Annotated in this window: 15 protein-coding genes; 9 read left to right on the plus strand and 6 right to left on the minus strand. The window is 34.6% G+C overall.

Features of this window, described 5'->3' with window-relative positions:
• Positions 1-123 precede the first annotated feature (123 nt).
• The 7 genes from ACNQGD_RS02935 to ACNQGD_RS02965 all read left to right on the plus strand — a co-directional run bounded on the left by ACNQGD_RS02935 (position 124) and on the right by ACNQGD_RS02965 (position 13,054).
• On the plus strand, positions 124-1,749 hold the full coding sequence (locus ACNQGD_RS02935; RefSeq protein WP_417998230.1) for an amidohydrolase: 1,626 nt from the start codon (positions 124-126) through the stop codon (positions 1,747-1,749).
• 195 nt (positions 1,750-1,944) lie between these two features.
• Positions 1,945-3,561, plus strand: a complete 1,617-nt coding sequence (asnB, locus tag ACNQGD_RS02940; protein ID WP_417998231.1) for an asparagine synthase B — start codon at positions 1,945-1,947, stop codon at positions 3,559-3,561.
• 180 nt (positions 3,562-3,741) lie between these two features.
• Positions 3,742-5,685: a DNA topoisomerase (ATP-hydrolyzing) subunit B gene (gene gyrB, locus ACNQGD_RS02945; protein ID WP_417992668.1), complete on the plus strand. Its 1,944-nt coding sequence runs from the start codon at positions 3,742-3,744 to the stop codon at positions 5,683-5,685.
• Between the two features lie 79 nt (positions 5,686-5,764).
• On the plus strand, positions 5,765-6,700 hold the full coding sequence (gene mdh / locus ACNQGD_RS02950; RefSeq protein WP_417998232.1) for a malate dehydrogenase: 936 nt from the start codon (positions 5,765-5,767) through the stop codon (positions 6,698-6,700).
• 225 nt (positions 6,701-6,925) lie between these two features.
• The gene (gene secDF / locus ACNQGD_RS02955) at positions 6,926-9,898 is read left to right on the plus strand and encodes a protein translocase subunit SecDF (RefSeq protein ID WP_417992670.1); all 2,973 of its coding nucleotides are present in this window, start codon (positions 6,926-6,928) and stop codon (positions 9,896-9,898) included.
• A 415-nt stretch (positions 9,899-10,313) separates the two neighbouring features.
• Complete coding sequence (locus tag ACNQGD_RS02960) at positions 10,314-10,643, plus strand: acyloxyacyl hydrolase (protein ID WP_417998233.1); 330 nt, start codon at positions 10,314-10,316, stop codon at positions 10,641-10,643.
• A 143-nt stretch (positions 10,644-10,786) separates the two neighbouring features.
• Positions 10,787-13,054 carry a T9SS type B sorting domain-containing protein gene (locus ACNQGD_RS02965; protein WP_417998234.1) on the plus strand — a complete coding sequence of 756 codons (2,268 nt, stop codon included), beginning with the start codon at positions 10,787-10,789 and terminating at the stop codon, positions 13,052-13,054.
• 252 nt (positions 13,055-13,306) lie between these two features.
• Here ACNQGD_RS02965 and lgt read toward each other — a convergent pair whose 3' ends face one another.
• The 5 genes from lgt to ACNQGD_RS02990 all read right to left on the minus strand — a co-directional run bounded on the left by lgt (position 13,307) and on the right by ACNQGD_RS02990 (position 18,344).
• Entirely contained in the window at positions 13,307-14,233 is a 927-nt protein-coding gene (gene lgt, locus ACNQGD_RS02970) for a prolipoprotein diacylglyceryl transferase (protein WP_417998235.1), read from the minus strand.
• Between the two features lie 68 nt (positions 14,234-14,301).
• Positions 14,302-14,550, minus strand: a complete 249-nt coding sequence (yidD, locus tag ACNQGD_RS02975; RefSeq protein WP_417992681.1) for a membrane protein insertion efficiency factor YidD — start codon at positions 14,548-14,550, stop codon at positions 14,302-14,304.
• A gap of 82 nt (positions 14,551-14,632) precedes the next feature.
• A complete protein-coding gene (gene cysS, locus ACNQGD_RS02980) occupies positions 14,633-16,111 on the minus strand; it encodes a cysteine--tRNA ligase (protein WP_417998236.1) in 1,479 nt (492 codons plus the stop codon).
• 124 nt (positions 16,112-16,235) lie between these two features.
• Positions 16,236-16,907 (minus strand): GTP cyclohydrolase I FolE, encoded by a 672-nt coding sequence (gene folE, locus ACNQGD_RS02985; protein WP_417992675.1) that lies wholly within the window; start codon positions 16,905-16,907, stop codon positions 16,236-16,238.
• Between the two features lie 231 nt (positions 16,908-17,138).
• Complete coding sequence (locus tag ACNQGD_RS02990) at positions 17,139-18,344, minus strand: pyridoxal phosphate-dependent aminotransferase (protein WP_417998237.1); 1,206 nt, start codon at positions 18,342-18,344, stop codon at positions 17,139-17,141.
• Between the two features lie 127 nt (positions 18,345-18,471).
• On the opposite strand from ACNQGD_RS02990, the gene ACNQGD_RS02995 reads away from it, so the two are divergent.
• Positions 18,472-19,803 (plus strand): PDZ domain-containing protein, encoded by a 1,332-nt coding sequence (locus tag ACNQGD_RS02995; RefSeq protein WP_417998238.1) that lies wholly within the window; start codon positions 18,472-18,474, stop codon positions 19,801-19,803.
• A gap of 61 nt (positions 19,804-19,864) precedes the next feature.
• Here ACNQGD_RS02995 and ACNQGD_RS03000 read toward each other — a convergent pair whose 3' ends face one another.
• On the minus strand, positions 19,865-20,251 hold the full coding sequence (locus tag ACNQGD_RS03000) for a DUF1573 domain-containing protein (RefSeq protein ID WP_417998239.1): 387 nt from the start codon (positions 20,249-20,251) through the stop codon (positions 19,865-19,867).
• Positions 20,252-20,480: 229 nt separating this feature from the next.
• On the opposite strand from ACNQGD_RS03000, the gene ACNQGD_RS03005 reads away from it, so the two are divergent.
• On the plus strand, positions 20,481-23,114 hold the full coding sequence (locus tag ACNQGD_RS03005; protein WP_417998269.1) for a valine--tRNA ligase: 2,634 nt from the start codon (positions 20,481-20,483) through the stop codon (positions 23,112-23,114).
• Positions 23,115-23,363 lie beyond the last annotated feature (249 nt).

Raw genomic sequence — 23,363 nt, forward strand, 5'->3', positions numbered from 1 at the left:
GACAAACGCTCTCCTTTTCGAGAGCGTTTTTTTATGGAAATTATTTTATGGAGAAGGATACAGTTTGAAAAAACGTTATAATTACTTAGAGTTTTTTATATTAGCATAACTAAATTTTTTATTATGAAATTCATTACATTATTTCTTGCTTTGTTTTTATTGATTTCCTGTGATCAAAAAAATAAAATTTCCGTTGATACCATTATTACAGATGCAACGATTTATTCCATCAATAATTCTTTTGAAAAGGCTTCGGCTATGGCAATCGATAAGGGAAAAATTGTGGCTATTGGTACAAATCGAGAAATTGCAAAACAATATGAATCTAAGAATACGATAGAAGCCGAAGGGAAATTTATTTATCCAGGTTTAATTGACGCGCATTGTCATTTTTACAGCTATGGATTAAGTTTACAGGAAGCTGATTTACGCGGTACCAAAAGTATGGCCGAAATAATTACCCGTTTAAAGGCTTTTCAAAAAGATAAGAATCCAACGTTTATTGTCGGTAACGGTTGGGATCAAAACGATTGGAAAGTAAAAAAGTATCCTACAAAAGCAGATTTAGATGCTGCATTTCCGGATATTCCCGTAGTCTTGAATAGAGTTGACGGGCATGCCATTATAGTGAATAGTAAGGCTTTGAAATTAGCAGGAATTACAAAAAATACGAAAGCCATTGGCGGTCAAATTGAAATTGCAAACGGGGAACCAACAGGAATTTTAGTAGATAATCCGATGGAATTAGTGTTTAAAATAATTCCAAAACCAACCCGTAAAATACAAATTGCCGCTTTATTGGATGCCGAAAAAGTAATGTTTGATTATGGTTTGACAACCGTAAATGATGCAGGATTGGATCCGGATATTATTCATTTGATGGACAGTTTGCAAAAAGCAAAATTGATGACGCTTAATGTATATGCTATGGTTACTGCCAATCAAAAAAATATCGATTTGTATCTTAAAAAAGGAATTTATAAAACGGATAATCTAAATGTACGTTCCTTTAAAATGTATGGAGATGGCGCTTTGGGTTCTCGTGGCGCTTGCATGCACAAACCGTATTCTGATAAGCCCGACCAATATGGCGCTTTGTTGGCACCGGTTCCAGAATTAAAAGAAGTAGCCAGGCAAATTGCGACTTCAAAGTTTCAGCTGAATACACACGCTATCGGCGATTCGGCAAATACGGTGATTTTAAAAATATACAGACAAGTTTTAGAAGGTACAAAAGACCGAAGATGGAAAATTGAGCACGCACAAGTTCTACGTGAAGCTGATTTTGACTATTTTAAATTCGGAATTATTCCTTCGGTTCAACCCACGCATGCCACATCTGATATGTACTGGGCTGAAGATAGATTGGGGAAAGAAAGACTGAAAAATGCCTATGCTTATAAAAAATTGCTTCAAAAAGCGGGAATGATAGCTTTAGGGACCGATTTTCCTGTAGAGGAAGTAAATCCGATGCTGACTTTTCATGCTGCTGTAGCCCGAAAAGACAGTAAGGAATATCCAAAAGGTGGTTTCCAGATGGAAAATGCGTTGACTAGAGCCGAAACGTTAAGAGGAATGACCATTTGGGCGGCTTATTCTAATTTCGAAGAAAAAGAAAAAGGAAGTCTGGAAGTGGGTAAATGGGCTGACTTTGTAATGTATGATCAGGATTTAATGAAAGTGGAAGAAAATAAAATAGTGAAAATGAAACCAACGCACACGTATTTAAAAGGTCAGAAAGTGAAATAAGTTTGTGGACCTTCCTTAATGAATTACAATTGTAAAAGAATAATTTTATTAATTGATTATTCTAATTACACTTTAAATGTAAAATTAATTTTTTTGTTTCAAATGGAAACTAAATAGTGTGTTTGTGTTTTGTATTTATAACTGCTATCGCATATTTGTTGCGTTAGAATTGGAAAAAAATAAAAATATAATGTTATGTGCGGAATATTAGCCATTATAGGAAGAGGAAAAGATGAACAGTTAGTTGGAGAACTTTCGAAAAGAATGTCACATCGTGGCCCGGATGAAAGTGATTTGCATGTTATGGAGAAAGGACATATTTTGAGCCATGAACGATTGTCTATTATCGATTTACATTCCGGAAAACAACCGATACAAGGAACAAAAACGGCTTTTATGGTTCATAATGGCGAAATATACAATCATCAGGAATTAAGAGATGGTGTTTTGAAAGAACATACTTTTAGAACGAAATCAGATTCAGAGGTTATTGTGCATTTGTACGAAGAGTTTGGTTATGATTTTTGCAACATGCTCGATGGAGATTGGGCTTTTGTAGTGGTTGATGGTGATGATTTTATTGCCGGTAGAGACCCGATGGGAGTGAAGCCGTTGTATTATGGTTTAGACGAAAGAGGAAGAATCTATTTCTCCTCTGAAATGAAACCTATTGTGGATCAATGTAAAACATTTTCTACTTTTCCTCCGGGACATTTTTATACTCAAAAAACGGGTTTTGTAAAATATTACAAGCCGGAATACGAAGATTATTTAAAAGCAGACCAAGAATTAGACTTGAAATTAATCAGAGAAACGTTGACCGAAGCGACTCGCAAACGACTGATGAGTGATGTGCCTATTGGGGTATTGCTTTCTGGTGGATTGGATTCTTCCTTGACTACGGCAATTGCTTCCAGATTATTGGCGGAAAGCGGTCAAAAATTACATTCATTCTCTATTGGTTTAGATGCTGATGCTCCGGATGCAGCGGCTGCCAGAAAAGTAGCGGAATATTTAGGAACTATGCATCATGAAATTCACTTCACTGTCGAGGAGGGAATTAAAATATTAGATAAATTAATCTGGCATTTAGAAACCTATGACGTGACTTCGGTACGAGCAAGTACTCCAATGTATTTCTTATCTAAAGCCATTGCGGATATGGGAATAAAAGTGGTGCTTTCAGGTGAAGGAGCCGATGAGATTTTTGGCGGGTATTTGTATTTTAGAAATGCACCTTCGACAGAAGATTTTCAAAAGGAAACCATTGAAAGGGTTCAAAAATTATTTACTGCGGATTTATTAAGAGCAGATAAATCAACAATGGCTCACGGATTAGAGGCTAGAGTTCCGTTTTTAGACAAAGCTTTCTTGGATGTAGCAGTTCGTATCAAAGCAGAAGAAAAGATGCCTAAAACGTACGATGGAAAAGAAAAATACATTTTAAGAAAAGCATTTGATACTCCGGATAATCCATATCTTCCAGAGGAAGTTTTGTGGAGGCAAAAAGAACAGTTTTCTGATGGTGTTGGGTACAACTGGATTGATGAATTAATTGATTATTGTGCTACTCAGGTTACGGATGAGCAATTAGCCGGAGCAGCAACAGAATTCCCATACAATTCTCCCGCAACTAAAGAAGCGTATTTTTACAGGTCAATATTTAATAAATATTATCCGCAAGTAAGTGCGGCACAAACGGTTAGGAAGTGGATTCCAAAATGGCAGGAAAACCAAGATCCAAGCGGAAGAGCCAATGCGTCGCACGTTCAGGCAGATACCGAAATTGCTAAAACTGGGGCTACGGTCTAAAATAATAATTTGATTTTACATAAATAGAAAATGCTCTCCATTTTGAGAGCATTTTTTTGTCGTTATATGAACAAATGTTAATAACTTAAGAGCTTAAAAAGGGATTTTAACGGTTATATAATTTGCGTTTTTATATATTTGCGTGTTAGACAAAAATTACATTTTTTTAGAATAAAATATATGAGCGAAGAAATCAAGAAGGACAATTATTCAGCGGATAGTATTCAGGCATTAGAAGGAATGGAGCATGTAAGAATGCGTCCATCAATGTATATTGGAGATGTAGGTGTTCGAGGACTCCACCATTTAGTTTATGAAGTTGTAGATAACTCTATTGATGAGGCAATGGGAGGTCATTGTGATACAATTATAGTGGATATAAATGCGGATGGTTCTATTTCCGTTGAAGATAATGGACGTGGTATTCCAGTTGGTATTCATAAAAAAGAAGGTGTTTCGGCATTAGAGGTTGTAATGACCAAGATTGGTGCCGGAGGTAAATTTGATAAAGATTCGTATAAAGTTTCTGGAGGGCTTCACGGTGTTGGGGTTTCTGTAGTAAACGCTTTATCTAATCATTTGAGAGCTACCGTTCACAGCAGTGATGGAAAAGTATATGAGCAAGAATATGAAAAAGGAAAGGCGTTGTATCCGGTTAAACAAATTGGGGAAACGACTAAGAGAGGTACTATTGTAACTTTTTATCCTGATCCAAGCATATTTACGCAAACAATAGAGTATTCTTATGATACTTTGTCTGCTCGTATGCGCGAATTGTCATACTTGAATAAAGGAATTACAATTACATTTACAGATAAAAGAGAATTAGATAAAGACGGAAATTTTGTTTCTGAAATCTTTCATTCTACAGAAGGTCTTAAAGAATATATCCGGTATTTAGATGGAAATCGTGAGCCCATTATTGCACACGTTATTTCTATGGATCATGACAAAGGAGAAATTCCAGTTGAGGTTGCGTTAATTTATAATACAAGTTACACCGAAAATATTTTTTCGTATGTAAACAATATCAATACGCACGAAGGAGGAACGCACTTGCAGGGTTTTAGAACTGGTTTGACCAGATCTTTAAAGAAATATGCTGATGCTTCTGGAATGTTAGACAAACTGAAATTTGATATTTCTGGTGATGACTTTCGTGAGGGATTGACAGCTATTATTTCTGTAAAAGTTGCGGAACCACAATTTGAGGGGCAAACTAAAACAAAACTTGGAAACAGAGAAGTTGTTTCGCCAGTAAGTCAAGCGGTGAGTGAAATGATTGAGAATTATTTGGAAGAAAATCCAAATGATGCCCGTATCATTGTTCAAAAAGTAATTCTTGCAGCACAGGCTCGTCACGCAGCCAAAAAAGCGCGTGAAATGGTACAACGCAAAACCGTAATGGGAGGCGGTGGATTGCCAGGGAAATTATCAGATTGTTCAGAGCAAGACCCTGCAAAATGCGAAGTATATCTTGTCGAGGGAGATTCGGCGGGTGGAACAGCAAAACAAGGTCGTGATCGTGCGTTTCAGGCTATTTTACCATTACGTGGTAAGATTTTGAACGTAGAAAAAGCAATGGTTCACAAAGTTTTTGAAAATGAAGAGATTCGAAATATATTTACTGCTTTAGGAGTTACAATAGGAACTGCTGAAGATAGTAAAGCCTTAAATATTGAAAAATTACGCTACCATAAAGTAATTATTATGTGTGATGCCGATGTCGATGGTAGTCACATTTCTACTTTAATCTTGACGTTCTTCTTTAGGTTTATGAAAGAATTAATCGAAGAAGGGCACGTATATATTGCAGCACCACCTTTGTATTTAGTTAAAAAAGGAAACAAGAAAGAATACGCTTGGAATGACGTTCAGCGTGATCAAGCGAATGAAAGAATGGGCGGAAGCGCAGGAATTCAACGTTATAAAGGTCTTGGGGAGATGAATGCGGAGCAACTATGGGAAACTACAATGGATCCAAGTTTCAGAACGTTGCGTCAGGTAACTATTGACAGTTTGGCGGAAGCCGATAGAGTTTTCTCTATGTTAATGGGTGATGAGGTACCGCCACGAAGAGAATTTATTGAGAAAAATGCAGTTTATGCAAATATTGATGCTTAATCAAAAAGTTTATTCGTTGATTTGGTTATTTATTTAATCGATTCAACGGTTAAACAAATAACCAAATAAACTAATAAATATGAAAGTTACCATTGTAGGAGCAGGAAATGTAGGTGCAACCTGTGCAGATGTAATTTCTTATAGAGGAATTGCCAGCGAAGTAATATTGTTAGATATCAGAGAGGGTTTTGCCGAAGGTAAAGCTTTAGATATTATGCAATGTGCTACTAATACGGGTTTTAATACCAAAGTATCAGGTGTTACCAATGATTATTCTAAAACCGCTGGAAGTGATGTAGTTGTTATTACATCCGGAATTCCAAGAAAACCAGGAATGACTCGTGAAGAATTGATAGGGATCAACGCAGGAATCGTGAAAACAGTTGCTGAAAACGTATTGAAACATTCACCGGATACTATAATAGTTGTAGTTTCTAACCCTATGGATACCATGACTTATTTAGCATTGAAATCTACTGGATTGCCAAAAAATAGAATAATAGGTATGGGAGGAGCGTTAGACAGTTCTCGTTTTAGAACCTATTTATCTTTGGCTTTAGATAAACCGGCTAATGATATTTCAGCAATGGTTATTGGCGGACATGGTGATACTACTATGATTCCTTTAACAAGATTGGCTTCTTATAATGGAATTCCAGTTTCTCAATTTCTATCAGAAGAAGAATTGCAAAAAGTAGCTGCAGATACGATGATTGGCGGAGCTACACTTACAGGTCTTTTAGGAACTTCGGCGTGGTATGCACCTGGGGCTTCAGTTGCTTTCTTGGTAGACAGTATTTTGAATGACCAAAAGAAAATGATTGCTTGTTCTGTTTTTGTTGAGGGAGAATACGGTCAAAATGATATCTGTATAGGTGTTCCTTGTATTATTGGTAAAAATGGAGTGGAAGAAATCCTTGACATTAAGCTCAATGAACAAGAAAAAGCCTTATTTGCTAAAAGTGCTGACGCGGTTAGACAAATGAATGATGCCTTAAAATCGATTTTAGCATAAAAAATACATATATAACAAGGAAGACTGCTAATATGCAGTCTTTTTCTTGAGATTAATTAATAAATAAATTGGTTAATCTTAACGTTAATTATATATTTGCTCGGTTTAAAAAAATGATGTAGTTCGAGATATTCTTTTTTGAATTTAAAAAATCGATGTCAAGTCTTATTCTATAAGGTTTAAAGCAAAAATAAATAAATAAAAAATAATTAATTTTTAGTAATAATGCAGAATAAAGGACTTATTAAATTTTTCGCAATTCTATTTGCATTGGTAAGTATTTACCAACTTTCTTTCACTTTTGTTGCAAGCAAAGTAAAAAGTGATGCAAAATCTTTTGCTGGTGGAAATCCTGAAAAAGAAGTAAAATATTTAGATTCTATTAGTAAAGAAAAAGTATTTAATCTTGGTTTTACGGATTTTACGTTCAATGAAGTTAGTGACAAACAAATCAATAAAGGTCTTGACTTAGAAGGTGGAATCAATGTTATACTTCAAATATCGGTAAAAGACATTTTAAAAGGATTATCGAATAATTCTAAAAACCCAGTTTTTAATAAGTCTTTGGCTGATGCTACTGCAGATTTACAAGGGAATAAATCGTATTTAGATAAGTTTTTTGATGCTTTTGAAGCAAATTCAAAAGGAACTGTAAAATTAGCTTCTCCTGATATTTTCGCAAACAGAAGTTTACAAGGTGAAGGTGGAGTTGATTTTCAAATGACAGATGCCGAAGTAAGAAAGGTTATCTCCAGAAAAGTAGATGAGTCTGTAGAAAGTGCTTTTGGAGTTTTAAGAAAACGTATCGATCAATTTGGTGTAACGCAACCTAATATTCAAAAATTAGGAAATTCAGGTCAGATTCTTGTTGAACTTCCTGGTGCAAAAGATGTAGATCGTGCTAAAAAATTATTGTCAAGCACAGCTCAATTGCAGTTCTGGGAAACCTACAAAATTGAAGAAATAGGTAGCTTTTTAATGGCTGCTAATGAGGCATTGAAAAAAACTGAAATCAAAATTACGGAAGTAAAACCAGTTGTAAAAGATTCTTTAAGTGCTTTACTTACGGATACTAAAGATTCAACTGCTACTAAAAAAGGAGAAAATCCTTTATTTGATAAAATTATTGGTCAAGGTGGAGGTCCAGTTTTAGGGCTTTTCTCTCCAAAAGATACTGCCGTAATAAACGGATATTTGAAAAGAGCTGATATTAGAATCTTGTTGACAGCAGAGCAACGTTATGCAAAATTTGTTTGGGGTATTCCAACTACAATAAAAGATGCCAAAGCTAAAAATATTGAAGTTTTAGAATTATATGCTTTAAAAGGAAACAGGGACAATGTGCCGGCAATGGCTGGCGGAGTGGTTACTGATGCAAAAGATACATTTGACCAATCGGGTAAACCAGCGGTTTCAATGCAAATGAATGGTCAAGGAGCTAAAGCTTGGGAAGAATTGACCGGTAGGGCGTATACGCAAAAAAGTAATATTGCTATTGTTCTTGATGATGTAGTTTATTCTGCACCGGGAGTTTCTACAGGTGCAATTTCAGGAGGTAGATCTGAAATTTCAGGAGCTTTTGATATTACACAAACGAAAGATTTAGCGAATGTGTTAAGAGCAGGGAAACTTCCTGCAGCAGCAGATATTGTTCAATCTGAAGTTGTAGGTCCATCCTTAGGGCAAGAAGCAATTGATAATGGTACTAATTCTGCTTTGATAGGATTACTTTTAGTATCACTTTGGATGATGATTTATTATGGTAAAGCTGGATGGTATGCTAATGTTGCATTAGCGGTTAACTTACTTTTCTTGTTCGGAATTTTAGCAAGTATCGGAGCAGTTCTTACATTGCCAGGTATTGCCGGTATTGTTTTAACAATGGGAACTGCAGTTGATGCGAATATCATTATTTACGAAAGAGCAAAAGAAGAACTACGTGCTGGAAAAACATTGGAAGAAGCAATTAAAACTTCCTACAGTTGGAGAGGAGCGATGTCATCAATTACTGATGCTAACGTAACGCATATTTTAACTGGAGCGGTATTGTTTATTTTTGGTTCAGGACCAATTAAAGGTTTTGCAACTACATTATTGATTGGTATCGTAACATCATTATTTACTTCGATCTTTATTGCAAGAATCTTCATTGATTGGAACATAAGTAAAAAGAATAATTTGACGTTTGTTACAAATTTCTCTAAGAATATGTTTAATAACTTTCATTTTGATTTCTTGGGAATTAAAAAATGGACCTATCTATTCTCAAGTATAGTAGTTGTAATAAGTGTTATCTCTTTAGCAACAAACGGGCTTGATGAAGGTGTTGATTTTGTTGGAGGAAGAACATTTCAAGTACGTTTTGAAAAACCAATTGGAACAGAAGCTGTAAAAGCAGAATTAGCTAAAGTTTTTGAAGGGAGTGCTGAAGTAAAAATATTTGGTAGTAATAATCAATTAAAAATCACAACAAAATTCAAAGTTCAAGAACCAGGAATTAAGGCGGATGAAGAAGTGAATAAATTATTGTTTGCTACTTTAAAACAGCATTTTTCAGCAGATATGACTTATGATAAATTTATAAATGCTTATGATGGTAAAAAAGTAGGTGTTTTACTAGCTTCTAAAGTTGGTCCAACTGTTGCGCAGGATATCAAGACTAACGCATATTGGGCTGTTCTTGGAGCGATGGCGATCGTATTTTTATACTTGATGATCAGTTACAGAAAATGGCAATACAGTTTAGGGGCTATTGCAGCTATTGCACATGATGTTATTTTTGTATTAGGAATTTATTCATTATGCTATAAATTTATGCCTTTTGGTATGGAAATCGATCAGCATTTTATCGCTGCGATTCTAACCGTTATTGGGTATTCTATGAACGATACAGTTATTGTATTTGACAGGGTTAGAGAGTATTTAGCCGGTAAAACAAAAGGTACTTTTGCTGAGATTGTAAATCAATCTATTAATACGACGATGTCTAGAACAATAAATACTTCATTGACAATGATCGTGGTTTTATTAATCATGTTTGTTTTTGGTGGGGAATCTATCAGAGGATTTATATTCGCAATGTTAGTAGGTATTATTGTGGGAACTTATTCTTCATTGTTTATTGCAACTCCAGTACTTGTGGATACAATCTCTAAAGAAGATAAAAGCAAGGTAGAAAAAGCACATCAGGAAAGCTAAAAAAGCTTTTTTATATAAATTTTTAAAAGAGATTCAACGTAAGTTGAATCTCTTTTTTTTTAATCCGTAATGACTATTTTTAGTTGTAATTTAACGGTAAGGAAATGTAATGTCTTTAAAATAAATTTAATGTATAAAAAAATATTTTTTATTTTAATTATTGTCTTTAGTTGTCAGACGTTTTACGCTCAAGATAATTGGAGTAAAGTAAAAATTAGGTGTTGATTATGGTTTTGGGAATGAATTAAAAAACAGTGATTATACGTATACCAACAATTATTATAAACTTCAATTATACTATACAATAAAAGAAACAAAAAACTTTGAGTATGAGTTCTTGCTGCAGCCAGAGCTAAACTTTGCGAAACACCAACTGTTGAATTTTTATTTTGTACAGCCTGATGATCCTAATTACATGAAAAAAAGGGAAAGATATACCAAGTTAAAAGATATAAAAGAATATGTTTTGAATATTGGTTTTTTGATGCGAAAACCAATTTTTAAAACGGCGAGTATTTATCTTTTAGGAAGTGTTGGACCTATGTATACTGATACAGAAACGGAACGATTATCAAAAGGTTTTGCCTTTTCAGATGTATTGGCTATTGGCTTTACTTTTAAAATAAATAAAATTGAATTTGACATAAGACCCAATTTTCGCCATATCTCCAATGCTGGATTGCAAAGTTCTAATTCAGGTTACAATACTAAAAATATTGATTTCGGTTTTTCATTTCCTTTATAGAATATCTATAGTTTTTTTTCTATGTCACTTATAATCAGTTAATATGTCAAAACTTATATATTATGAAAGTATAAAATTTATATATTTACTAAATATTTGTTATTGCTTACTACTTTTTTGATTAAATTAAAACCTAACTAATAATGGAAAAATTTATCAAGTCTTTCGTTTTTATTTTTTTGATTACAATTTTATCTAATTCAGTTCTTTTTGCTAAAAATGACAGTATTGCTCTTGAATATAGTAGTGTTGATTTGGTTAACAATAACTCATTTTTTACTTTAGAAAAAATTTCTAATGCTAAGGTTGCCTTACTACCTCTTACTACTGTAAGTACAGAATTCGTTTTTTTTGCTTCCCCGCCAACAGTTACATCCCCTGTTTATTATTGTCAAAATGCTGCTGCAACTGCATTGACCGCTACAGCATCTTCTGGAGGAACACTAAATTGGTATGGAACAAATGCAACAGGTGGAACAGCTTCAGTTACTGCACCAACTCCTTCAACAGTTGCCCTAGGCACTACTTCTTATTATGTTAGCGAAACTGTAGGAGGTGTTGAAAGTACTCGTTCAAAAATTGATGTTATCGTAGTTGCTAACAATGGAGCAACTATTCTTAGTTTCAGATGTGACGCTTCGCAGATTTTACCAGCTGATAGAACTTCTTCCGTATTTTTTGATTGGGCTAATAATCCTCTGATTTCTAATTCATATAATTACACCTATACAATTCAAGGCGCCTCTGCAGTCACTGGAAACACTAGCGTTTCTCATGTTCAGGTTTTTAATATGTTACCAGGGCAGTCTGCAACATTAACGTTGTCTTCAGCTACACATCCTTGTGTGTCTTCACAAACCATTACTTGTAGTGTTCCCTGTGGAACTTCAACAGTAACTCCTAATTTCCCTGTCATAGCTCCTTTTTGTACAGGAACTCCAGCACCATTATTAAACCCTACATCTCCAAATGGAATCACGGGAACTTGGTCGCCAGCAATTATAAGCAATACAACTAGCGGAAGTTATGTGTTTACTCCAAATTCAACGTTGTTTCCATGTGCAGCTACACAAACTTTGAATGTAATTGTTACACCATTAGTCACACCAACATTTACTGGTATTCCAGCTACTGTTTGTCAAAATACAACTGCACCAATCTTGCCAACAAATTCAAATAATACACCAGCTATTTCAGGTACTTGGAGTCCGGCTTCGGTTAATACAGCAGTTTTAGGGCCTGTCACTTATACTTTTACACCTAATACAGGTCAATGTACTTCAACTACGTTATCTAGAGTCACAATAAATATTGTAACCCTAGTTACGCCAAATTTTGCAAATATTCCACCGTTTTGTTCTGGAACTACAGCCCCACTTCTGACTAATACTTCTCCAAATGGTATTGTTGGAACATGGGCTCCGTCAACGGTTAGTAATACAGCGAGCAACAATTATGTTTTTACTCCAAATCCCAATCAATGCGCGACTACGCAAACATTAAATGTCAAAATTATACCAAAGCGAACACCTAATTTTTCAGCAATAGCTCCGTTTTGTTCAGGATCTGCCGCACCAATATTAGCAACAACATCACCTAATGGAATCACAGGAACTTGGACACCGTCAACAGTAAGCAATACAACTAGTGGAAGTTATATTTTTACGCCAAATACATCTGAGTGTGCAAACAATCAAACATTAACAGTAGCGGTTATTCCTCTTGTTCAACCTAATTTTTCTAATTTCTCAATCTGCATGGGCGGTATTACTCCTATTTTGAATACTACTTCTCCAAATGGAATCAGAGGGACTTGGTCACCAGCAATTGTAAACAACATGGCAAGCGCTGCTTATGTTTTTTCTCCAAACTCAAATCAATGTGCCACTTCAAAAACAATTAATGTTACAGTGAATCCTTCAAATACGCTCTTAGCTGTAGATTGGACAGTTTCTGAACCTTTTGCTAAAAATCAAGTGGTGACTGTCATCGCTACTGGAACTGGAGATTATGAGTATCAATTAGATGATGGACCATTTCAGGAAAGCCCAGTTTTTGAATATGTTTCTGTAGGAACTCATTCCATTACAGTTCAAGAGAAAAATGGCTGTAGCATTCCAATTACAAGAACTAATGTCCTAGTAATCAATTATCCTAAATTTTTCACGCCAAATGAGGATGGGTATAATGATACTTGGAATGTTTTTACTTTACAAAATCAATTAAATTCTAAAATTCTAATATTTGACCGTCATGGTAAATTTTTAAAAGAAATTTTTCCAAATGGAACAGGATGGGACGGAACGTACATTGGACAGCCAATGCCAGCCAATGATTATTGGTTCAGCATTGAATACACAGAACAAGATGTTCCCAAAAAATTTAGATCGCATTTCTCATTAAAAAGATAAAACAAAAAAGCTCTCGTATCTGCGAGGGCACTGAAAAACTACCTATAAATAGAAGGGCTTAAACTTTAAATCAGTTTAAGCCCTTCTCTTTGCTATATTTTCATACTTAAAAGTTTTTAAACTTGATTAAGCGATTCTCAGAGCGTTTATTCCGTTTTCCCATCAAGATTTTGTAGGAATTTTTTTTAGCGGGACTTTTTCAGTGCCCTCGTATCTGCGGGAGCTTTTTTGCTTCATTAAGTAAATAAGATGTTATATTTTAAGGGGTTTTTCGGAAGTGAAAATGAAATAGAGTCCAATTAAAATAAAAGGAATACTAAGCCATTGTCCCGTAGAAAATAATCCCAAAGAACTTTCAAATCCGCCTTGGCTTTCTTTAACCGATTCCACCACAAAACGAACAGAAAATAAAAGCACTAAAAACATACCAAATATATATCCTGTTTTGTTTCTTTTTTCAGTTTTCCAATACAAGAAAAATAAGATTGCAAAAACAAAAATGTAACAAAATGCTTCGTACAATTGAGTAGGATGTCTTACTGGGACCTGCTCCAGCAATGCTGCAAATTTAGGGTCAGTTGTGATTGCGGTATAGGCATCTTTAGGATTTGCTATTTGGGTTGCATTAACAGCATCCATTGGACTAAAATGATCTTTGATGAATTTTATCCCAAATGGAGAGCTGGTTTCATGACCTATAATTTCTGAATTGAAAAAATTTCCTAATCTTACAAAAATGGCTCCGCTGGCGACAGGAATTACCACTCGGTCTAAAATCCACATTTGGGGTTTTTTAAGGACATTTTTACTGTAAAAATACATCGCGATTATGATAGAAATTGCTGCACCATGGCTTGCTAAACCTTGGTAACCGGTAAATTCAAAATTTGGCGAAAAGCGGAATGGTAAAATGATTTCCAATAAATGATTGCGGTAATATTCCCAATCATAAAAGAAAACGTGTCCTAAACGGGCGCCAATCAAAGTAGCAAGTACAGTCCAGATAAACAAAGAATCTAATTTTTCTATAGATTCTCCTTCACGTTCAAATATATGTTTCATTATGTACCAGCCTAATCCAAAAGCAATTACAAACATTAAGCTATAGTATCGGATGATAAAAAAGCCTAAATCGATTCCTTCTGATGGATTCCAAACGATGTTTAAAGCGTGTGTCATTTAGTGTTAAATTTGTTTATTAGTCGTAAAAATAAAGATTTAAAGTAAAATTTCGTATTTAAAAAAAGTTAATGTTTGTGATTACATGCTTTTTTGGGAACAGGATCATAACCTGTTTTTCCCCAAGGATGGCAACTCAATATACGTTTCATTCCTAAAAATCCACCATAAAATAAGCCATGGGTTTGTAATGCTTCAATCATATACGAAGAGCAAGTAGGCTCAAATCGGCAAGCTGCAGGAGTAAATGGGGAAATAGCAACTTGATAAAACCGAACCAATAGTAAAAATGGGTAAATAATTATTTTTGACAACATAACTTTAGTATTAGAATTTAAAACTTCACTTTTGTTAATCAAAATTATTTCACGGTAGTACTCTGCAACTTGATATGGGAAACTAAATGCTAAAAGTAGTTCCTTCTTTTCCATCTTTCAACTGAATTCCCAATGCAATCAATTGATCTCTAATTTGGTCTGATAAAGCAAAATTTTTATTGTCACGAGCTTGTTTTCTCATTTCAATAAGCATGTTTACCGTTCCTTCTAATTTGTCATTACTGCTATCCGAAACTTTTTCATCTTCCAGTCCCAAGACTTCAAAAACAAAACGGTTCATTGCTTTTTCAAAAGATTTTAAATCCTCGGTATTCAATGTTTCTTTTCCATCTTTCAATAAATTGATAAAACGAACGCCTTCAAATAATTGAGCAATTAAAATTGGCGTATTAAAATCATCATTCATGGCATCATAGCATAATTGTTTCCAAGCCGGAATAGCAATCGTACTTTCTGAACCAGCAGTGATTTCTTTTAATGAATTCATAGCTTCCATTAATCGTTTGTATCCTTTTTCGGCAGCGACAATAGCGTCATCAGAAAAATCAAGGATACTTCTGTAATGTGCTTGTAACATAAAAAATCGTGCTACCGATGCTGAAAAGGCTTTGCTTAGAATAGTGTTTTCTCCGGTCAATATTTCTCTTGGCAAAATATTATTACCAGTAGATTTCGCCATTTTTTTACCATTCAAAGTCAGCATATTGGCATGCAACCAGTAATTAACAGGAGTTTGCCCGGTACACGCTTCATTTTGAGCAATTTCACATTCATGATGCGGGAATTTCAAATCCATTCCGCCACCATGAATATCAAAATGATTGCCTAAATATTTTGTACTCATTGCAGTACATTCAAGATGCCAGCCTGGAAATCCATCGCTCCATGGCGAAGGCCAACGCATGATATGTTGTGGTTCGGCTTTTTTCCAAAGCGCAAAATCCTGTGGATTTCTCTTGTCACTTTGACCGTCAAGATCTCGGGTATTGGCAAGCATATCTTCAATATTCCGACCGCTTAATCTTCCGTAATGATTAGTTTCATTGAACTTTACTACATCAAAATAAACAGATCCATTGGCTTCATAACCAATTCCTTTGTCGATAATGGTTTTAATAATCTCTATTTGTTCAATAATATGACCTGTAGCAGTAGGCTCAATACTTGGCGGTAAAAAATTGAATTCATTCAAAATATCATGAAAATCGACCGTGTAGCGTTGCACTACTTCCATAGGTTCCAGTTGTTCTAAACGCGCTTTTTTTGCAATTTTATCTTCACCTTCATCCACATCATCGACTATATGACCCACATCCGTAATGTTTCGAACGTAACGCACTTTGTAGTCTAAATGCAAAAAATACCTGAAAATCACATCAAAGGACATGAATGTTCGCACATTCCCAAGATGCACATTACTGTAAACCGTAGGTCCACAAACGTACATTCCAACATTTCCTTCATGTATAGGTGTGAAAATTTCTTTTTCTCCCGAAAGAGAATTGTATATTTTTAGATTTTGGCTACTATATAATGGCATTTTTTATTTTTTAGGAGCTTATTCCTGCTGTACGCTTAATCTTTTTTATGGCAAAAAAGCCATAAAAAGGATACCGCTTCCATCAGGGCTAGGGCTTTTCGGTACTATGAAATTTATTTCTATTTTAGAACTTTGTTTCTAATTTGATATAATCCAAAAACTCTCTGCGAGTTACATTGTCTTTAAATTTTCCACCAAATTCTGATGTCACAGTACTACTCTCAATATCACTGATTCCTCTTGAATTAACACAAAGGTGTTTGGCATCAATCACACACGCAACATCTTCAGTCCCTAATGCTATTTGTAATTCCTGAACAATTTGCATGGTTAAACGCTCTTGAACCTGAGGTCTTTTGGCATAATATTCTACAATACGATTCATTTTAGATAAGCCAATAACGGTCCCGTTAGAAATATAAGCGACATGCGCTCTTCCTATGATTGGCAATAAATGATGCTCGCAAGTAGAGTAAACGATAATGTTTTTTTCAACTAACATTTCGCCATATTTATAATTATTGTCAAATGTAGATGCTTTTGGTTTTTTTGCAGGATTTAAACCTCCAAAAATCTCTTTTACAAACATTTTTGCAACACGATTGGGCGTGCCTTTTAAGCTATCGTCAGTCAAGTCCATTCCAAGTGTGATTAGAATGCTCTCAACGTCTTTTTTTATTTTCTCAATTTTTTCATCATCAGTAATGTCAAATGCATCATCTCTTACTGGATTTTTTGCGGATAAACTAAAATGATTATCTCCTATTTCGTCTTGAAATTCTTCGTTTTTTATCATTAAAAGCAACTATTATTGTGGGTGTAAATATTTAAGCCGTAAAGATAAATAATAAAAATTAAAGAATTTCTAAAGCGCATACTATTTAATGATGACTTTATAGGTTACAAAGTCAATGGCTTGTTTCTATTGGTTATAAAAACCAAAAGGCAGTAACTATTGCGTTATTGCCTTTTGATATAAAACAAATGTTTTAGAGCGTGAGTTTAGCACTAAAAAGCAAAGCTTAAATTAGCTTTTTGATTGAGTAGCATTATAAACTGGAATCGCTGCTTTCAAAATTGATACCGCACTAATTAAATCTTCTTTCTTCAATACATAAGCAATTCGTACCTGATTCAATCCCATTCCTGGAGTCGAATAAAACCCTGCTGCTGGAGCTACCATAACGGTTTCACCATTCAAATCATAGGTTTCTAAAAGCCATTGTGCAAAATTATCAGCATTGTCAACAGGAAGTTGTACAATGCAATAAAAAGCACCTTTTGGTTTAGACACTATGACACCTTCAATTTTATTCAACTCATTTATTAAAGTGTCTCTACGCGCTCTATATTCTGAAATGACTTCATCAAAATAACTTTTTGGAGTATCAAGGGCAGCTTCACTTGCAATTTGTTCAATTGTTGGGGGGCTTAATCTTGCTTGTGCAAATTTCATAGCGGTAGCCATGACTTCCTTGTTTTTAGAAACAATGCATCCTATTCTTGCGCCACACATGCTGTATCTCTTAGAAACTGAATCAATCATAATAGCGTGTTCTTCAAGCCCGGGAACATTCATTACTGAATAATGAATGTCACCATCATAGGTAAACTCACGATATACTTCGTCAGAAATCAAGAATAAATCATGTTTTTTGACCAAAGCTGCCAGTTGCATAATTTCTTCTTTCGAATATAAATATCCAGTTGGATTTCCGGGGTTACAAATTAGAATGGCTTTTGTTTTTGGAGTAATCAGTTTTTCAAAATCTTCTACAGCCGGTAAAGCAAAACCAGTTTCAATAGTCGAAATTACTGGAACAACAGTAACGCCTGAAGCTGTTGAAAATCCATTGTAATTAGCATAAAACGGTTCTGGGATAATGATTTCATCTCCGTGATCCATTGTGCTTCCCATCGCAAACATAAGTGCTTCTGATCCACCAGTAGTGATAATGATGTCTTCAATATTTACCGAAATGCCTTGATTGATATAATAGGCAGATAGTTTTTTTCTGTAGCTTTCATTTCCCGCAGAATGGCTGTATTCCAGAATAGTTAAATCAATATTTTTCACGGCGTTCATGGCAACCTCGGGAGTTTTGATATCCGGTTGACCAATGTTTAAGTGGTATACTTTATGTCCTTTTTTCTTTGCAATTTCTGAGTATGGGACCAATTTGCGTATTGGCGATTCAGGCATTTGTTTGCCTTTGTTTGATATTTTTGGCATAGTCTTAATTATTGAATTGCAAATTTGCAATTTTTTTTCCGAATTTATAATAATCAATAGGCGTATATATTGTTAAATCTGCATTTTTGATATGATTTATTTAGTATTTTTATGTAAAAGATTGACAATGAAAAAAACAATAGTTTTAATTCTCATTAGCCTATTTACTCGCCCTTTTTTTGCACAACAAGGATTTCAGTTTGAAAAAGACATGAATAAAATTAGCGTTCCTTTTAAACTGATTAATAATTTAGTCTTTGTGCCTATAAAGGTAAATGGAGTAGAATTGAATTTTTTATTGGATACCGGTGTTGCCGAAACGATATTATTTAGTTTAGAAGATAAAAAGGAAGTTCGGTTTTTTAATGCCGAGAAAATATTACTGAAAGGATTAGGAAGTCAGGAAGCCGTTGAAGGACTGAAATCAACCAATAATATTTTAGAATTCAATAGTATGAAGTATAGTAATCATATGCTTTATATTATTTTGGACCCTGAATTTAATTTATCGTCACATGTTGGAATTCCGGTCAACGGGATTATTGGGTATCAGTTTTTCCGAAATAATTTAGTAGAAGTCAATTACAGGAAAAAGAGAGTTATAGTTTATAAAGACAATGATAAAAACCGAAAAAAAATTGAAAAAAGTTATCAAACAATTCCGATTACTGTTGAAAAATCCAAGCCTTATTTAAAAAGTACCATTATTCATGATAATAAAGAAATTCCTGTAAAGTTATTGATAGATATTGGGAACAGCGATGCAGTTTGGCTGTTTCAAGATCGTTCAGAGTTGATTAAAGTTCCCGAAAAAAATTTCGAAGACTTCTTGGGAAGAGGCTTTAGCGGTGATGTAAAAGGCAGAAGAGCTATAATTAAAAAATTTGAGATGGGAGATTTTGAATTTAATAATCCTGTAGTAGCCTATCCAGATTCGGTATCCATTAGGAATGTAAATATGGTGCCAGATCGAAAAGGCTCAGTAGGGGGAGAAATTATGAAGCGCTTTACAGTTGTTTTTGATTATAAAAATAACCAAATATATTTAAAAAAGAATAGTGATTACAGTGCTCCTTTCAGCTACAATAAAAGTGGGGTTGAGATACAACAAAATGGATTACAGTGGGTTCAGGAAACCGTGCGAATGGAAACGGTTCCGTTGTCTACAAAAGACAATAACTCTGGAGGTATTAGAGTATTTACCAATGACTTTAAATATAAATTTCAATTAAAGCCGATCTATGAGATTGCCCATGTGAGACAAAATTCTCCAGCAGCTAACGCAGGGTTACAAAAAGGGGATATAATTATTTTGATTAATAATAATCCCATCCATAAACTTTCATTGCAAGAAATTAATACCCTTTTTAAGGCAGAAGAAGAAAAATGGATTACTTTAGAAGTAGAACGTAAAAGCGAAATCTTAAAATTCAGGTTTCAATTGTACAATATCTTATAAATTAAAAATGCTTTTGGAAAGAGTATCCAAAAGCATTATTTTATTTATTTTAATTCTGAAATTAATTAGAAATCACTTCTCCTTTAATTTTCAAAGCGACTCTTCCAGCTTCATAATTTACTGCATTTGACTCCACCGTTAACGTTTTTCTGATTGGTCCGGGTGCCATATTGTATTTCACAGTTATTTTTCCTGTTTTTCCCGGCATGATTGGTTCATCTGGTTTTGTAGGAACCGTGCAACCACAAGTAGACAGTACATTAAAGATGATTAATGGAGCATTACCGGTATTTGTAAAGATAAAATCACGAGCGCCATTTTCATTCTTAGTAACCTTTCCATAATCAATTGTATTGTCCTTGGCTGCAAATTCAATTTTCGGGCCATTTTGAGCAAAACCGATACTGCTGATTAATGCGAATGCGAATAAAGCTATTGTTTTTTTCATTTTCGTATATTTAAATTCATTTAGTAAATTTACTTCCTTTTAATTAACGTACAAATTTTTATTTCTCTTTTTATTTCTCTTTTTATAGTGTACTTAATTATTTACTTTTGTTCCCAATTAGAATTACAAATATCAGACCAAATTTTTAAAGGTTATTTGTTGATTTGGTTATTTGTTTAACTGAACAAACAAACAATCGAATTTAACGATGAAACGAATCCACAACAAAATGACAATTCCTGCACAATTTGACGCTAAAACCATTGAAAATAAGTGGTATGACTACTGGATGAAGAATAATTATTTCCATTCAGAACCAGACCATAGAACACCATATACCATAGTAATTCCTCCGCCTAATGTTACCGGGGTTTTGCACATGGGACACATGTTGAACAATACCATTCAAGATGTATTAATCAGAAGAGCACGTCTGAAAGGATTTAACGCTTGTTGGGTTCCAGGAACGGATCACGCCTCAATAGCCACTGAAGCTAAGGTAGTTGCTAAATTAAAAGCCGAAGGAATCAATAAAAATGATTTGACTCGCGAAGAATTTTTGGCGCATGCTTGGGAATGGACTGACAAATATGGTGGTGTAATTTTGGATCAATTGAAAAAATTGGGCGCTTCTTGTGATTGGGAACGAACCAAGTTTACGATGGATCCTGATATGTCAGCATCGGTAATTCGTTCTTTTGTGGATTTATACAACAAAGGACTGATTTATCGCGGATACCGAATGGTAAACTGGGATCCTGAAGCAAAAACTACTTTGTCTGACGAGGAAGTAATTTATGAAGAGCAACAAGGAAAATTGTATTTTCTAAAATATAAAATCGAAGGAACTGAAGACTTTCTTACGATTGCAACCACACGTCCGGAAACTATTTTTGGAGATACCGCGATTTGTATTAATCCAAATGACGAACGTTTTGCCCATTTGAAAGGCAAGAAAGCGATTGTACCTATTTGCGGAAGAGTAATTCCAATTATCGAAGATGAATATGTTGACATCGAATTTGGTACAGGTTGTTTGAAAGTAACTCCGGCTCATGATATGAATGACAAAGCGCTAGGAGAGAAGCACAATTTGGAGATTATTGATATTTTCAACGAAGATGCAACTTTGAATAGTTTTGGATTGCACTACCAAGGACAAGATCGTTTTGTAGTTCGGGAGGCAATTGCCAAAGAATTAGAAACAATTGGTGCTTTAGCCAAAACAGAAACACACTTAAATAAAGTAGGAACTTCGGAACGGACCAAAGCGGTTATCGAACCTCGTTTATCAGACCAATGGTTCTTGAAAATGGAAGATTTGGTAAAACCAGCTATTAAATCTGTTTTAGAAGATGGCGAAATTAAATTGCATCCAGCCCGTTTTAATAATACATACGCACATTGGTTAAATAATATCCGTGACTGGAATATTTCGCGTCAATTATGGTGGGGACAACAAATTCCAGCCTATTTCTATGGTGACGGAAAAGAAGATTTCGTAGTTGCTGAATCTATCGAAGAAGCTTTAGCATTGGCAAAAGCCAAAACTTTAAACTTTAAACTTGAAACAAAAGATTTAAAACAAGATGTTGATGCTCTTGACACTTGGTTTTCTTCTTGGCTGTGGCCAATGTCTGTTTTTGGTGGAATTATGGATCCAGAAAGTGAAGATTTTAAATACTATTACCCAACCAATGATTTGGTTACCGGTCCAGATATTTTGTTTTTCTGGGTAGCGAGAATGATTATTGCGGGATATGAATACACAGGCAAAAAACCATTTACAAATGTATATTTAACTGGTTTGGTTCGTGACAAACAAAGACGTAAAATGTCTAAATCATTAGGAAATTCACCAGATCCTTTAGATTTGATCGAAAAATTTGGCGCGGATGGAGTTCGTGTAGGATTGCTTTTGAGCGCTTCTGCAGGGAATGACATTATGTTTGATGAAGAATTGTGTAATCAAGGAAAGGCGTTTACCAATAAAATTTGGAATGCCTTCAAACTGATAAAAGGATGGGAAGTTTCAGATACAATTCCGCAACCGGAATCATCCAAAGTGGCAATTGAATGGTACGAAGCCAAATTGCAACAAACACTTTTAGAAATTGAAGACAATTTTGAAAAATATAGAATTTCCGATGCCTTGATGGGAATTTATAAATTGGTTTGGGACGATTTCTGTTCTTGGTTCCTAGAAATGATAAAACCGGCGTACCAGCAGCCAATTGACAGTGTGACTTTGGCGAAAGCCATAGAAATGCTAGAAAATAACATGAAATTATTGCATCCTTTTATGCCATTCTTGACCGAGGAAATTTGGCAAATTCTTGCCGAAAGAACTACAGAAGAAGCATTAATCGTTTCGACATGGCCAGAAATGAAACCGTTTAACGCAGGTATAATTGCTGATTTTGAAAATACAATTGAAGTGATTTCTGGAATTAGAACGATTCGTAAGGACAAGAACATTCCGTTTAAAGATACAATCGAATTGAAAGCGGTGAACAATGACAAAGCATCGACTTATTTTGATTCGGTAGTGACTAAATTAGGGAATATCACTTCGTTAGAATATGTTTCGGATAAAGTGGACGGCGCTTTGTCTTTTCGTGTAAAATCGAATGAATATTTCATCCCGATTACCGGAAATGTAAATGTGGAGGAAGAAATTGCTAAATTGACTGCCGAGTTGGTGTATACGCAAGGTTTCTTAAAATCAGTTCAAAACAAACTGGCTAATGAGAAATTTGTGGCGGGTGCGCCAGAGAAAGTTTTGGCAAACGAAAGACAAAAAGAAGCGGATGCTTTATCTAAAATTGAAACTATCGAGCACAGTTTGGCTGGATTAAAATAAGATGTAGCTTTTATAACATTCAAGATCCCATTCGCCGCTGCGAATGGGATTTTTTTTGTAAAATCAAGTAAATAATTCGTCTTTGGTAAAAGTGGAATACTTGCGATTTATTCTAATTTGATAGTATTTTATCGATAAACGTCAATTGTATTGTGATTTAAAGAGTATTTTGTCCTTTAAACGATTTTTGTGCACTTACTGAAGTATTGTTGATATGTTTGTGATTCGATTCTCAATTAATAGTTTAGT

It is taken from the genome of Flavobacterium glucosi, from assembly GCF_048286535.1.
Lineage (GTDB): Bacteria > Bacteroidota > Bacteroidia > Flavobacteriales > Flavobacteriaceae > Flavobacterium.